This window comes from Pseudomonas sp. S32 (assembly GCF_016648095.1).
Lineage (GTDB): Bacteria > Pseudomonadota > Gammaproteobacteria > Pseudomonadales > Pseudomonadaceae > Aquipseudomonas > Aquipseudomonas parafulva.
Genome location: NZ_JACVVF010000006.1, coordinates 158,921 through 173,179, shown reverse-complemented (window position 1 = coordinate 173,179; position 14,259 = coordinate 158,921). Strand labels below are relative to the sequence as shown.

The following is a 14,259-nucleotide window of genomic DNA, read 5'->3' as shown; positions in this document are numbered from 1 at the left end:
GGCGGGGAGTTGCAGGGGGGCGTCTTCGCTCATGGAGGTCCTTGCGCAGTCGGTACGGGTTCCACAAGACATGCTAATGGTGAGGAAGGGATGGCTTTTTGATGTTGGTCAAGACAGGCCACTGGTATCTGCGATGGGTGACCATTGAATGTCTGCGAAGACGGCAATCTTTTTTCACGGACAACAAAAAACCCGCACTAGGCGGGTTTCTTGTTGTCGCTTCGGGTAACTTTGCAACCACCAGAAGCTGAAGGTGGTGCCCAGAGACGGAGTCGAACCGCCGACACGAGGATTTTCAATCCTCTGCTCTACCGACTGAGCTATCTGGGCGACGAGGTGAATTAAATAGACTTTCAGACCGCTCGTCAACGACTTTTTGAAAAAATTTTAAATCAATTCCGTCGCTTACGTTCCTTGGGGTCATTCCGAGGGTGGCACGTAGCCTTCGGCCTGGGCGTACTCTTCGCCGGCGAAAAACTTGTCCATCTCGGCCTGGAGGAATTTGCGGTCCTCGGCGTTCATCATGTTCAGGCGCTTTTCGTTGATCAGCATGGTCTGGTGTTTCTGCCAGTCGGCCCAGGCCTTCTGCGAGATGTGATCGAAGATGTCCTGGCCCTTGGCGCCGGGGTAGGGCGGGCGGTCCAGGCCGGGCAGTTCTTCGTTGTACTTGCGGCACATCACGGTGCGGGTCATCAGGCATCTCCTGCAATCAGTTCGTCGGCTGCGCGTTTCAGCAGCTTCCTCACCGGGGCAGCGAGGCCCAGGCGGGGTGGGGTGGCGAGGTTATACCAGAGCCAGTCGGCCTCGGCCACGTGCTCGCCGACCGGGTCGACGCGCACCAGCCAAGGCTCGATGGCCAGCTGGAAGTGGCTGAAGGTGTGGGTAAGGCCGCCCAGGGCGCGGCTGCCCGCCAGGCGCAGGCCGTGCTGGTAGGCCAGGTCGTCGAGCTGGGCGATGTCGTCCAGCTCCGGCAGGCTCCACAACCCGCCCCACAGGCCGCTGGAGGGGCGGCGGTACAGCAGGATGGCGCCCTGGGCATTGGCCAGCAGCGGCATCAGCGTGCGCCGCTGCGGCAAGGCCTTGCGTGGCTTGGGCTCGGGGTAGCGGGTTTCTTCGCCATGCAGGTGCGCCTCGCAGCCACTGCGCACCGGGCAGATCAGGCAACTGGGCTTGCTGCGGGTACACAGGGTGGCGCCCAGGTCCATCATCGCCTGTGTGTAGTGGTTGGCGCGCTGTTGCGGGGTGAAGCGCTCGGCCGTTGCCCACAGCTGGTTGGCGACCTTGGGCTCGCCCGGGTAGCCGGCCTGGGCGGTGAAGCGCGCCAGTACGCGCTTCACGTTACCGTCCAGGATCGGCGCACGGATGCCCATGCTGATGCTGGCGATGGCCCCGGCGGTGGAGCGGCCGATGCCGGGTAGCTCGGTGAGCTGTTCGACGCTGCGCGGGAACTCCCCGCCGTGCTGCTCTACCACCATTCTGGCGGCCTTCTGCAGGTTGCGGGCGCGGGTGTAGTAGCCCAGGCCCGTCCACAGGTGCAGCACTTCGTCTTCCGGGGCTTCGGCCAGCGCCTGCACGGTCGGTAGCGCCTGCATGAAGCGGTCAAAGTAGTTGAGCACGGTGCTCACCTGGGTTTGTTGCAGCATGATTTCGGACACCCACACCCGGTACGGGTTGATGCCCTGTTGCCAGGGCAAGTCGTGGCGGCCGTGCTGGTCATACCAGCCCAGCACAGCGCTGGAGAACTGCTCGGGGGTCATCGCTTGAACAGCCCCTTGAGCGCGTCTTTAAGTTCCGGGCTCACTTTGTCTCCGAGTTTTTCATCGAGCTTTTCATCAATCTTGTCCTTCAGGCGGTTGCCGGCCAGCTTGGCCGCGACCTTGCCCATGCCTTCCTGGTCCAGGCGGCAGGCCTTGGCACCCAGCTCCAGCGGGCCACGGCAGCGCAGCGGCAGTTCCACACCCACGTAGCGTTCGTTCACCTGGCAGGCAGGGTCGGGCATGGCGCGCTGGTCGCCTTCCACGATCACGCCCACGTTGTAGTCCATGCCCAGCACGCGCAGGTCCACGTCACCGTGGCCGTTCACGGTAAGGCCAGGGATACGCACCTTCAGGTCCGGGTTGCTGGCCACACCGTTGCGCACCACCACGCTGCCGCGCAGCTCCTGGAACGGGGTGTCCTTGCCACGTGGTTCGCCACTGAGCGACTTGCGGTTGAGCGTGGCGATGGCCTGGCACAGCTGCTGTTCCAGGTTGGCATTGACCAGCACGCCGTCATTGATGGTGAAGTTGGCGTTGCCGTTGAGGGTGTCCACCAGCGCCTTCTGGCTGTTGCCGGTGGCCGTCAGGTCGCTGGACAGGGTCAGCAGGCCTTTCACCGGCGGGGTCTGCTGCTTGCCGTCGGTCTTGATGAAGTGCTCCACCGGCACCCGCTGGATACGGGTGTTCACCCCCAGTTGCGGCACAGCAGGGCGCACGTCGACCGTGCCCTTGGCCTCGAAGCTGCCGTTGTACAGGTCACCGCGCAGGGTTTGCAGGGTCAGCAGGCCGCCCTGGCCGTTGGCGGTGAGGCGGGCATTGCTGATCGGCAGCTTGTCCAGGGTCAAGGCGCCGAAGCTCAGGTCGGCCTGCAGGTCCAGGGCCCGCAGGCGGTCCACCGGCAGCAGCTTGTCATTGCTCCAGGCAACCTGGGTGGGGGCGTTGGGCAGCGGCGTGCTGCCGGCACCAGCCACGGCACTGGCCTCCTGCTGCTGCACTTCGGCCTGGCGCGCGGCGGTGGCGCCTTTGGCCTCCTGGCTTTTGGCCGGCAGATAGCGGTCGGCGTCGAAGGTGTCGCCCTTCAATTGCACACGCAGGGCTTGCTTGGCGAAGTCCTCGATGGCTACGCGGCCGGTGAAGGCGCTGGCGTCCAGCTTCACCGCCAGGTCTTCAAGGGCCAGGCTGGCAGGCGTGCCTTGCAGGCGGGTCACCAGTTCCAGCTTGGTGAATGCCGTGGCGTCATTGGTGGCTGGCAGCGGGTGGCCGATGCTGTCCATGAACGCGCGCAGGTCGAACTGGGCGATGGACAGGCCGCCGCTCACTTGCGGCGCGTTATCCAGGTCACGCAGGTTCAGCTCGCCAAGGGCGCGCAGCTGGTTGGCCGACACCTTCAGGCCGTTCCACGAGGCTACGTTGGCGCCCTGGTCCAGCAGCAGTTGGCCCTGGGCGGCAAAGGTTACGGTCTTGCCGCCGGTAGGCTCACCCGAGGTTTCGCCCGACAGGCGCATGTCCTCCAGGTTGTAACGCTTGAGCTTGCGATCAAACCGCAGCTCGCCGGCAAGCTCGGTGCGGGCCTTGATGTTCGGCTGGCTGGCGCTGATGAAGGCGCTGGCCTTGAGCGGGATGTTCACGCCTTCATGCACGGGGCCGGTGCTCAGCTGGATGCTTTCGGCGTTGTAGCTGTTGCCGGTGCGCGCGTCGGTGTACTGCACCCGGGCGTTGTTCACGGTGAGGCTGTCGATATCCAGCTTCACCGGGCGCTCGTTACCGTCGGCAGGCCGAGGCTGGGCGCCGGCCGCAGGCGTGGCGTCGGCTTGCGCAGCCTTGCCCGGCTCGCCCTGGGCCGGCAGCGGCTTGCCGATATCTTCCCAGTTGCCATGGCCCTGTTCGTCGCGAGCCAGGGTCAGGTTCAAGCCTTCGACGCGCACGTCGCTCATCTGCACTTCGCGGCGCAGTAAAGGCAGCACGCGCACAGACAGGCCGAGCATCTGCAAGTCGGCGAAGGGCTCCTTGGGCGTGTTCAGGGTGGCGATGCTGGCTTCATGCAGCTCCAGCCCAAGCCATGGGAACAGGCTCCAGCCGATGTCCCCGTTGAGGGTCAGCTCCACATGAGCCTTGTCGCGTGCCAGCTGGCGAATCTCGTCTTTGTAGTCGTTGGGATCGAAGAGGTGGGTCAGGGCGAAGCCCAGCGCCACGATGATCAGCAACAACCCGAGAAGCCCGAGGCCCAGGATTTTGCCGAACGCTTTCATGGGCGAGTCCTTGTAGTCCGATTTTGAATTCAAGCGGCAGAGTATAGCGCCGCAGCGCCTATCCTACGCATGCATCGGATAGGACGGCTTCAATCGGCACTGCCGCTGTGGCAAGCAGAGGAGTGTTTGGATCTTGCCAGGCAGGACCGGTTCAGCTGCGCCACAATAAGCGATATCAGATTGCTTTCATCCAGCGCTGATGCTGCTACCCTTGCGCCGCTTTGCCTGCACTTACCTATAAAAAAAGGATCACGTCCATGAGTACTACTGTCTCGACGGGGGCACCGGCCAGCGCGCCAGGCTTCCTGTCCAAGGAGCGCATTATCGCCCGGCCGGGCTTCAACCGCTGGCTGGTACCGCCGGCGGCACTGGCCATTCACCTGTGCATCGGCATGGCCTATGGCTTTTCGGTGTTCTGGCTGCCGCTGTCCCAGGCCCTGGGTATAAGCGCACCGGTGGCGTGTGCCCCGGACATGAGCTTCATCGCCAAGCTGTTCAGTGCCGACTGCGACTGGCCGATTTCGATGCTCAGCTGGATCTACACCCTGTTCTTCGTCTTCCTGGGCTGCTCGGCGGCCGTGCTGGGCGGCTGGCTGGAGCACGCGGGCCCGCGTAAAGCCGGCCTGGTATCGGCCCTGTGCTGGTGCGGCGGCATGCTCATCTCTGCCATTGGCGTGAAAACCCATCAGCTGTGGCTGATGTGGCTGGGCTCGGGGGTTATTGGCGGTATCGGCCTGGGCCTGGGCTATATTTCGCCGGTTTCGACGCTGATCAAGTGGTTCCCGGACAAACGCGGCATGGCCACCGGCATGGCGATCATGGGCTTTGGCGGCGGCGCGATGGTGGGTGCACCCTTGGCCACTGCGCTGATGGGCCACTTCGGCAACGCGCATGAAGTGGGCGTGTGGCAGAGCTTCGTGGCCATGGCGGCGATCTACTTTGTGTTCATGACCGCCGGCGCCCTGGCGTACCGGGTGCCGCCAACCGGCTGGAAGCCCGAAGGCTGGGTTGCCCCTGCGAAGAAAGCAGGCAACAGCATGGTCACAGACCGCCACGTGCACGTCAGCGTGGCCTGGAAAACGCCGCAGTTCGCGTTGATCTGGCTGGTGCTGTGCCTGAACGTGTCGGCCGGTATCGGCATTATCGGCATGGCTTCGCCTCTGCTGCAGGAAGTGTTCGCCGGCAAGCTGCTGGGCAACGAGCTGACCTTCAGCGAGCTGAACGCTGCGCAACTGGCGCAGATTGCAGCCATCGCTGCGGGCTTCACGGGTTTGCTGAGCCTGTTCAACATTGGTGGGCGGTTCTTCTGGGCATCGTTCTCGGACTACATCGGCCGCAAGAACACCTACTTTGCCTTCTTTGCCCTGGGCGTGGGCTTGTACAGCCTGGTGCCAAACATGGGGCACCTGGGCAACGTGGCACTGTTCGTCGCGGCCTTCTGCATCATCCTGTCGATGTACGGTGGTGGCTTTGCCACTGTGCCTGCTTACCTGGCTGACCTGTTCGGTACGCAGATGGTCGGCGCCATCCATGGTCGCCTGCTGACTGCCTGGGCGGCGGCGGGTGTACTGGGGCCGGTGCTCATCACCTACCTGCGCGAGTCGCAGCTGGCGGCGGGCGTGGCGCGGGCGGCGGCTTACGACATGACGCTGTACATCCTGGCCGGCCTGCTGGTGCTGGGCTTCATCTGCAACATGCTGGTACGCCCGGTGGCAGACAAGCACTTCATGACCGATGCCGAGCTCGCCGCCGAGCGTGCGCTCAGCCATGACAAGGGCGCCGATGAGGCACGCTCGCTGGAGTGGAAGCCTGCACCGGGCAGCCTGCCGTTGGTGTTGCTGGCGTGGGCGGTGGTGGTTGTGCCGCTGGCGTGGGGCGTGTGGATCACCTTGCAGAAGACTGCCGTGTTGTTCCATTGACCTGATCGCGGGTGGGCGGCCTTCCGGCAGGGACGCAGGGGGCTGCAAGGTGTTCGTCGTGGCGAGTGCGGCGCTCGATCTCACAGGTACAGACCTCTAGCGGCGAGCACCTGGCGGCCCTACCCACTTGTATAGACCTGTAACACCATCTACCCCCCGCAATTACTGGCCCTGCCATATGTCATGCGCGTTCCAAGCCGGCGCCATCTGGGCCTATAATGGAGCCCTTTTCGCCCCATGATTTTTGCGGAGCTGGTGATGGTCGAACGTAAGGCTTCCGTCGAGCGCAACACCCTGGAAACCCAGGTCAAGTGCTCGATCAACCTCGATGGCAGTGGCAAGGCCCGATTCGATATCGGTGTGCCTTTCCTTGAACACATGCTGGACCAGATCGCCCGCCACGGGCTGATCGATCTGGATATCGAGTGCAAGGGCGACCTGCATATCGACGATCACCATACCGTCGAAGACGTCGGTATTACCCTTGGCATGGCGTTCGCCCAGGCCATCGGCGACAAGAAAGGCATATTCCGCTATGGCCACGCTTACGTGCCGCTGGACGAAGCCCTGTCGCGGGTGGTCATCGACTTCTCCGGGCGCCCTGGCCTGCAGATGCATGTGCCGTATACCCGTGCCAGCGTCGGTGGCTTCGATGTCGACCTGTTCCAAGAATTCTTCCAGGGCTTCGTCAACCACGCCCTGGTGACCCTGCACATCGACAACCTGCGTGGCCACAATACCCACCACCAGATCGAAACCGTGTTCAAGGCTTTCGGCCGCGCGCTGCGCATGGCCATCACCCTCGACGAGCGCATGGCCGGGCAGATGCCATCCACCAAAGGGTGCCTGTAAATGCAGACGGTAGCCGTAATCGACTATGGCATGGGCAACCTGCACTCGGTGGCCAAGGCGCTGGAGCACGTCGGTGCCGGCAAGGTAGTGGTAACCAGCGACGCCGCTGTCATCCGTGAGGCTGACCGCGTGGTGTTCCCCGGTGTGGGCGCCATCCGCGACTGCATGGCCGAAATCCGCCGCCTGGGCTTTGACAGCCTGGTGCGCGAAGTCAGCCAGGACCGCCCGTTTCTGGGTATCTGCGTAGGCATGCAGGCCCTGCTGGAGCACAGCGAAGAAAACGACGGTGTCGACTGCATCGGCATGTTCCCTGGGCAGGTGCGCTTCTTTGGCAAAGGCCTGCAAGAAGACGGCGAGCACCTGAAGGTGCCGCACATGGGCTGGAACGAAGTCAGCCAGAGCATCGACCACCCGCTGTGGCACGACATCCCTGACCGGGCACGCTTCTACTTCGTGCACAGCTACTTCATCAATGCCGGCAAGCCGGGGCAGGTAGTCGGCCGTGGCCACTATGGCGTCGACTTCGCCGCCGCCCTGGCCGATGGCTCGCGCTTCGCCGTGCAGTTCCACCCGGAAAAAAGCCATACCCATGGCCTGCAGCTGCTGCAGAACTTCGTTGCCTGGGACGGGCGCTGGTAAACCCCCAGCCCCGAGCTTCAAGCTTCGAGCTGCAAGCGCCAAGCAGGAGCGCGCAGCTTGAAGACCCGCGTGCAAGCTTGAGGCTTGCAGCTTGTGAATTTTGAGGAACACACATGCTGATTATCCCCGCTATCGATCTGAAGGACGGCGCCTGCGTGCGCCTGCGCCAGGGCCGCATGGAAGACTCCACGGTATTCTCCGACGACCCGGTGAGCATGGCCGCCAAGTGGGTCGAAGGTGGCTGCCGCCGCCTGCACCTGGTCGACCTCAACGGCGCCTTCGAAGGCCAGCCGGTCAACGGTGAGGTGGTCACTGCCATCGCCAAGCGTTACCCCACCCTGCCGATCCAGATCGGCGGCGGCATCCGCTCGCTGGAAACCATCGAGCACTATGTCAGGGCGGGCGTCAGCTACGTGATCATCGGCACCAAGGCGGTGAAGGAACCTGAATTCGTTGCCCAGGCGTGCAAGGCGTTCCCTGGCAAGGTCATCGTTGGCCTGGATGCCAAGGACGGCTTCGTCGCCACCGATGGCTGGGCCGAAGTCAGCTCGGTGCAGGTGATCGACCTGGCCAAGCGCTTCGAGGCCGATGGCGTCTCGGCGATCGTCTATACCGACATCGCCAAGGACGGCATGATGCAGGGCTGCAACGTGCCCTTCACCAAGGCCTTGGCCGAAGCGACTTCGATCCCGGTAATTGCCTCGGGCGGCATCCACAACCTGGGCGACATCAAGGCCCTGCTGGACGCCAAGGCCCCGGGTATCATCGGCGCCATCACCGGCCGTGCCATCTACGAAGGCACCCTCGACGTCGCCGAGGCCCAGGCCTTCTGCGACAACCACTAAGAGCGGCAAGCGGCAAGCGGCAAGCTGCAAGAGGGTGAGCGCTATACCAGCCGCTCTTCACTTGAAGCTTGAAGCTTGCCGCTTGCAGCTGCCGTCAGGAGCCTGACCCATGGCTTTAGCCAAACGCATAATCCCTTGCCTGGACGTGGACAACGGCCGCGTGGTCAAGGGCGTCAAGTTCGAGAACATTCGTGATGCCGGCGACCCGGTGGAAATCGCCCGTCGCTATAACGAGCAGGGTGCCGACGAAATCACCTTCCTCGACATCACCGCCAGCGTCGATGGCCGTGACACTACCTTGCATACCGTGGAGCGCATGGCCAGCCAGGTGTTCATCCCGCTGACCGTGGGCGGCGGCGTGCGTACCGTGCAGGACATCCGCAACCTGCTCAATGCCGGTGCCGACAAGGTTTCGATCAACACGGCTGCGGTGTTCAACCCGGAGTTCGTTGGCGAGGCGGCGGACCGTTTCGGTTCGCAGTGCATCGTGGTGGCAATCGATGCCAAGCAGGTTTCTGGCCCTGGTGAACAACCCCGTTGGGAGATCTTCACCCATGGCGGGCGCAAGCCGACCGGGCTGGATGCTGTGCAGTGGGCGATGAAGATGGAAGCGCTGGGGGCCGGTGAAATCCTGTTGACCAGCATGGACCAGGACGGCATGAAAAACGGCTTTGACCTGGGCGTTACCCGGGCCATCAGCGATGCGCTGAGCATCCCGGTGATTGCCTCGGGCGGTGTGGGTAACCTGCAACACCTGGCCGATGGCATCCTGGAAGGGCACGCCAGTGCGGTGCTGGCGGCCAGTATCTTCCACTTTGGCGAGTACACGGTGCCTGAGGCCAAGGCCTACATGGCTTCGCGCGGGATCGTCGTTCGTTGAGCCATTGATTGGGGCTGCTGCGCAATTCCCCGTAGGAGCGAGCAAAGCTCGCGATGGGCCGCAAGGCGGCCCCAATCACGTCAACCGTGGTTCTTGCCAAGCAAGGCGTGATACAGCTCGGTATCCCCCAGAATCCCGACCACCTTGTCGTTCTCCTGCAACACCAGCTTGTTACCGGTGTGGTAACGAATCTGCAGCGCTTCACGCATGCCGATATCCGCATGCACCAAGGTCGGCCTGCGGCCCAGCCCTTCCACTGCCTGCCCTGGCGCCCAGTTCTGCATTTCCAGCCCGTTCTGCCCTTGGCGTGCACGGGTGATGGAATTGCCTTCGCCCAGGTCCAGCCACGAATCGCCGCTTGGGTCCAGGCAAACCGAGCCGTTGACCCGCTTGCAGTTGTCCAGGCTACGCATAAGGCTGCGGCCGCACAGTACGTTCAGTGGGTTGGTGTGGGCGACGAAGGTACGCACATACTCGTCGGCCGGGTTCAGCACGATCTCTTCCGGCTTGCTGTACTGGATGATGCGGCCATCTTTCATGATCGCAATACGGCTACCCAGCTTCAGGGCTTCGTCCAGGTCGTGGCTGACGAACACGATGGTTTTGTTCAGTTTGCTCTGCAGGGTCAGCAGCTCATCCTGCAGGCCCTGGCGGATCAGCGGGTCGAGTGCCGAGAACGGTTCGTCCATCAGCAGGATGTCGGCGTCCATCGCCAGCGCCCGGGCCAGGCCCACGCGCTGCTGCATCCCACCGGAAAGCTCGTCCGGCTTCTTGTTGCGCCACTGAGCCAGGCCCACCAGCTCCAGCTTCTCGTCTACCAGCTTGCGTCGTTCTTTCTCCGGGCGGCCCTGCATTTCCAGGCCGAAGCTGATGTTTTCGCGCACCGTCAGCCAGGGCATCAGGGCGAACTTCTGGAACACCATGGCGATGCGCTTGGTGCGCATCATCTTCAGCTCGGCCGGCGTGCAGTGGGCAATGTCGATGTGCTTGCCTTCGTGCTCCACGAACAGCTTGCCGCGGCTGACCGTGTTCAGGCCGTTGATGCAGCGCAGCAGGCTGGATTTACCCGAGCCGGACAACCCCATCAGTACGCAGATCTCGCCTTTCTGGATATCCAGGTTGGCCTTTTCCACGCCTACCACCAGGCCGGTCTGCTTGAGGATCTCTTCGCGGGTTTTGCCCTGGTCCAGCAGCGACAGCGCTTCGCGCGGCTTGTTGGAGAAGATGACGTCGACGTCTTCGAACCGAATGATACTCATGCTTCACCCCTTGCCGGCAGTTCCGGTTGCTTGCAGATACGGTCGAGCATGATTGCCAGCAGCACGATCGCCAGGCCCGCTTCGAAGCCCAGGGAGATATCAGCGGTGTTCAGTGCGTTGACCACAGGTTTGCCCAGCCCATCCGCGCCCACCAGGGCGGCGATCACCACCATCGACAGCGACAGCATGATGCACTGGGTGACGCCAGCGGCGATGCTCGGCATCGCGTGCGGCAGTTCGATACGGGTGAGCAGTTGGCGGCGCGAGCAGCCAAATGCCTTGCCGGCATCCATCAGCTCCTGCGGGACGTCGCAGATGCCGAGGTAGGTAAGGCGGATGGGCGCCGCGATGGCGAACACCACGGTGGAGATAAGCCCCGGCACAACGCCCAGGCCGAACAGGGTCAGGGTAGGGATCAGGTAGACGAAGGTGGGTACCGTCTGCATCAGGTCCAGGACCGGGCGCATGGCGGTGTAGAACATCGGCTTGTGCGCCGCGACGATGCCCAGCGGCACGCCGATGGCCACGCACACGACCGTGGCGAACGACACCTGGGCCAGTGTTTCCATGGTTTCTTGCCAGTAGCCCAGGTTGAGGATCAGCAGGAACGACAGGGCAACGAATGCAGTCAGCGACCACTTGCGCTGGATCAGGTGGGCCAGGGCGGCGAACAGGGCGATGAGAACGAGCGGGTTGAACCAGGTTAGGGCACTGGTGACGCCATGGATCATGAATTCCAGGCCCTGCGCAATGGCGTCGAAATAATTCGCGCCATGCTGGGTCAGCCACTCGACGAACGAGGACATGTACTGGCCCAGCGGTATTTTTTGATCGATAAGCATGATAGCGAGCTTCCACCTGCGTAGATTGAAATCAACCCGGGGCGGGCACGGTCCTGCCCCGAGGTAGCGCTACTGCGTAGTTCTTTTATTGCGTGAGTTTCGCCTTGGCCGCCTCCAGGCCAGGTTTGCCATCCACGGTGGTCACGCCCGCCAGCCAGGTATCCAGCTTGCCGGGGTTGTCCTTGATCCACTTCTTGGCGGCTGCGTCGGGCTTCATCTTGTCGCCCAATACGTAGCCCATCATGGTGCTCTCGTCTTTCAGGTCGAAGGCCAGGTTCTTCAGCAACTGGCCCACGTTGCTGCATTCCTGCACGTAGCCCTTGCGGGTGTTGGTGTACACCGTTGCCTTGCCGAAGTCAGGGCCGAAGAAGTCGTCCCCGCCGGTGAGGTACTGCATCTTGAAGCGGTTGTTCATGGGGTGGGGTTCCCAGCCCAGAAACACGATGGCCTCGCCGCGCTTCTGCGACCGGTCGACCTGGGACAGCATGCCGGCTTCGCTGGACTGGACGATGGTGAAGCCGGCGTCCTTCAGGCCGAAGGCGTTCTTGTCGATCATGCTCTGGATGGTGCGGTTGCCATCGTTGCCCGGTTCGATGCCGTAGATCTTGCCCTCGAGCTCATCCTTGAATTTGGGAATGTCGCTGAAGTCCTTCAGGCCTTTGTCATACAAGGCTTGCGGCACGGCCAGGGTGTATTTGGCGTTTTCCAGGTTGGCGCGCACGGTTTCGACGGTACCGGCATCGCGGTACTGCTTGATGTCGTTTTCCATGGTCGGCATCCAGTTGCCGAGAAACACGTCCAGGTCTTTGCCGGCTGCCAGTGACTTGTATGTCACCGGCACCGAAATCATCGTGGTGTGGGTCTTGTAACCCAGGGCTTCGAGCACAGCGCTGGTCGTAGCCGTGGTTACCGTGATGTCGGTCCAGCCGACATCCGAAAACCTTACGGTCTGACACTGTTCGGGCTCTGCAGCCTGGGCCAGCAGTGGTGCGGACAGCAACGCCACCAGCAACAGCGAGGGTGAACCTTTCATGGATGGACTCCTGTGATTTTGTCTTCGGGTTCGCGTGTTTCGCCGGGCTTCTGAGGGACCGGTCGATCAGGCCTGCAGAGGGCAGGTTGCGTGGCCGTGCTTTACGAGTCGCTTTCGATAATCCTCCAGCGCCGGGCAATCGCCTACTGGTGGGGTCGTATCCAGTACGCAACGGGTCGTATCCAGTATTGGCGATGTCGCTTATAGGTTCTTCTCCCCCTCCAGCCGTATTTTTGCGTCACCAGGCCGCTGGAAAACGGCGTAGCGGGCGCTGTTACCAGGCCAGAACAGCGCGGCGCTGGCGGACAAAACTACGTCGGTTGCAGACGGCGAGGGGGGCGGTAAAAGCCCGATGATGCGTGCATTCAAGGTGGGCTGCTGTTTGAGCCTAGCAGTTGCCCCACCCTGCGCATGGCGCGCAGAGACAAGCCCAGCAAGAGGTGATTCAACAATGGCCATCAGCGTGTTCGACCTGTTCAAGATCGGTGTCGGGCCTTCCAGCTCGCACACCGTCGGCCCCATGCGTGCCGGCGCCCTGTTCGTACAGGGGCTGCGCGAGCGTGGCGAGCTGGACCACGTGAAACGGATCGAGGTGCGCCTTTACGGCTCGCTGTCGGCCACCGGTGTGGGGCACGGCACCGACAGCGCCACCATCATGGGGCTGATGGGCGAATGGCCCGATGCAATCGACCCTACCCAGATTGCCCCGCGCATCGCCGACCTGCGTGAAACCAATACCCTGCAGCTCGACAATGGCCGCCCCATCGAATTCGTCTGGGCCCGGGACATGCTGCTGCTGGACGAGAACCTGCCCTACCATCCGAACGCCATGACCCTGGTCGCCGAAGGTGAGCAGGGCGAGCTGCACCGCGACACCTACTACTCGGTGGGCGGCGGCTTTGTGGTGGATGCGGCCCAGGCTGCCAGCGGTGTGCTGGACGCCGACCAGACGGTGCTGCCGTACGATTTCAACAGCGCTGCCGAACTGCTCAGCCTGTGCAAGCAAAACGACCTCAGCGTGTCGCAATTGATGATGGCCAACGAGAAGGTGTGGCGCAGCGAGGCAGAGATCCACGCGGGCCTGCACAAGCTGTGGGCTGCCATGCAGGAATGCGTGAACAATGGCCTGAAGTACGAAGGCACGTTGCCCGGTGGCCTGAACGTCCGCCGCCGTGCCGCCAAGCTGCACCGCAGCCTGCAGGAAATCGGCAAGCCCAATGTGATTGGCTCCACCATGAGCGCCATGGAGTGGGTGAACCTGTTCGCCCTGGCGGTCAACGAAGAGAACGCCGCTGGCGGGCGAATGGTTACGGCACCCACCAACGGTGCCGCCGGTATCATCCCGGCGGTGTTGCATTACTACATGCGCTTCAGCGATGAGGTGAACGAGTCCAACGTTGTCGACTTCTTCCTGGCGGCAGCAGCGGTGGGCATCCTGTGCAAGAAAAACGCGTCCATCTCGGGCGCCGAAGTGGGTTGCCAGGGCGAAGTGGGCTCGGCCTGCGCCATGGCGGCGGCGGGCCTTGCCGAAGTGCTGGGCGCCACCCCACCGCAAGTGGAGAACGCTGCAGAAATCGCCTTGGAGCATAACCTGGGCCTCACATGTGACCCGGTGGGCGGGCTGGTGCAGGTGCCGTGCATCGAGCGCAATGCCATTGCTGCGGTCAAGGCCATCAATGCGGTGCAAATGGCCCTGCGCGGTGACGGTGAGCATTTCATTTCCCTGGACCAGGTCATTCGCACCATGCGCGATACCGGTGCCGACATGCACGACAAGTACAAGGAAACCTCGCGCGGTGGCCTGGCGGTCAGCGCAATCGAGTGCTGAGTATTCAGGCTGGCGTTACGGGCCATTGCGGGCACGTCCGCAATGGCCCCAAAGCGTTTTAACAAGGTGCAAAAGCACCCTTCCTGCCCCATTTCGGCGCGGCACTACCCCTACCGATCGTCAGATGTCGCAATCGATGTTGGCATTGTCGGTGAC

Annotated in this window: 12 protein-coding genes and 1 tRNA gene; 6 read left to right on the top strand and 7 right to left on the bottom strand. The window is 62.8% G+C overall.

Features of this window, described 5'->3' with window-relative positions:
* Positions 1–254: 254 nt before the first annotated feature.
* The 4 genes from IAE38_RS05570 to IAE38_RS05555 all read right to left on the bottom strand — a co-directional run bounded on the left by IAE38_RS05570 (position 255) and on the right by IAE38_RS05555 (position 4,006).
* Positions 255–330 (bottom strand) — tRNA-Phe (locus IAE38_RS05570).
* Between the two features lie 90 nt (positions 331–420).
* The gene (locus tag IAE38_RS05565; protein ID WP_028635309.1) at positions 421–693 is read right to left on the bottom strand and encodes an oxidative damage protection protein; all 273 of its coding nucleotides are present in this window, start codon (positions 691–693) and stop codon (positions 421–423) included.
* A complete protein-coding gene (mutY, locus tag IAE38_RS05560) occupies positions 693–1,757 on the bottom strand; it encodes an A/G-specific adenine glycosylase (protein ID WP_201216425.1) in 1,065 nt (354 codons plus the stop codon). The genes IAE38_RS05565 and mutY overlap by 1 nt, the downstream gene beginning before the upstream one ends.
* Positions 1,754–4,006, bottom strand: a complete 2,253-nt coding sequence (locus tag IAE38_RS05555) for an AsmA family protein (RefSeq protein ID WP_201162212.1) — start codon at positions 4,004–4,006, stop codon at positions 1,754–1,756. Before IAE38_RS05555 ends, mutY begins: the two co-directional genes overlap by 4 nt.
* A 257-nt stretch (positions 4,007–4,263) precedes the next feature.
* Here IAE38_RS05555 and IAE38_RS05550 point away from each other — a divergent pair, with 257 nt between their 5' ends.
* From IAE38_RS05550 to hisF, 5 genes are all read left to right on the top strand, one after another.
* Complete coding sequence (locus IAE38_RS05550) at positions 4,264–5,925, top strand: OFA family MFS transporter (RefSeq protein WP_201216423.1); 1,662 nt, start codon at positions 4,264–4,266, stop codon at positions 5,923–5,925.
* Positions 5,926–6,183: 258 nt separating this feature from the next.
* The gene (hisB, locus tag IAE38_RS05545) at positions 6,184–6,777 is read left to right on the top strand and encodes an imidazoleglycerol-phosphate dehydratase HisB (protein ID WP_028635305.1); all 594 of its coding nucleotides are present in this window, start codon (positions 6,184–6,186) and stop codon (positions 6,775–6,777) included.
* Positions 6,778–7,416 (top strand): imidazole glycerol phosphate synthase subunit HisH, encoded by a 639-nt coding sequence (hisH, locus tag IAE38_RS05540; RefSeq protein WP_201216422.1) that lies wholly within the window; start codon positions 6,778–6,780, stop codon positions 7,414–7,416.
* A gap of 113 nt (positions 7,417–7,529) precedes the next feature.
* A complete protein-coding gene (hisA, locus tag IAE38_RS05535; RefSeq protein WP_028635303.1) occupies positions 7,530–8,261 on the top strand; it encodes a 1-(5-phosphoribosyl)-5-[(5-phosphoribosylamino)methylideneamino]imidazole-4-carboxamide isomerase in 732 nt (243 codons plus the stop codon).
* A gap of 109 nt (positions 8,262–8,370) precedes the next feature.
* Positions 8,371–9,141 (top strand): imidazole glycerol phosphate synthase subunit HisF, encoded by a 771-nt coding sequence (hisF, locus tag IAE38_RS05530; RefSeq protein ID WP_028635302.1) that lies wholly within the window; start codon positions 8,371–8,373, stop codon positions 9,139–9,141.
* An 80-nt stretch (positions 9,142–9,221) separates the two neighbouring features.
* Here the strand turns inward: hisF and choV are convergent, their stop codons facing one another.
* The 3 genes from choV to choX all read right to left on the bottom strand — a co-directional run bounded on the left by choV (position 9,222) and on the right by choX (position 12,275).
* The gene (gene choV, locus IAE38_RS05525) at positions 9,222–10,400 is read right to left on the bottom strand and encodes a choline ABC transporter ATP-binding protein (RefSeq protein ID WP_060482826.1); all 1,179 of its coding nucleotides are present in this window, start codon (positions 10,398–10,400) and stop codon (positions 9,222–9,224) included.
* Positions 10,397–11,245 (bottom strand): choline ABC transporter permease subunit, encoded by an 849-nt coding sequence (choW, locus tag IAE38_RS05520; RefSeq protein ID WP_174435893.1) that lies wholly within the window; start codon positions 11,243–11,245, stop codon positions 10,397–10,399. Before choW ends, choV begins: the two co-directional genes overlap by 4 nt.
* A gap of 82 nt (positions 11,246–11,327) precedes the next feature.
* Positions 11,328–12,275 (bottom strand): choline ABC transporter substrate-binding protein, encoded by a 948-nt coding sequence (choX, locus tag IAE38_RS05515; RefSeq protein WP_201216420.1) that lies wholly within the window; start codon positions 12,273–12,275, stop codon positions 11,328–11,330.
* Positions 12,276–12,726: 451 nt separating this feature from the next.
* Between choX and IAE38_RS05510 the strand changes: the two genes are divergently transcribed.
* Complete coding sequence (locus tag IAE38_RS05510; RefSeq protein ID WP_028635298.1) at positions 12,727–14,103, top strand: L-serine ammonia-lyase; 1,377 nt, start codon at positions 12,727–12,729, stop codon at positions 14,101–14,103.
* Positions 14,104–14,259 lie beyond the last annotated feature (156 nt).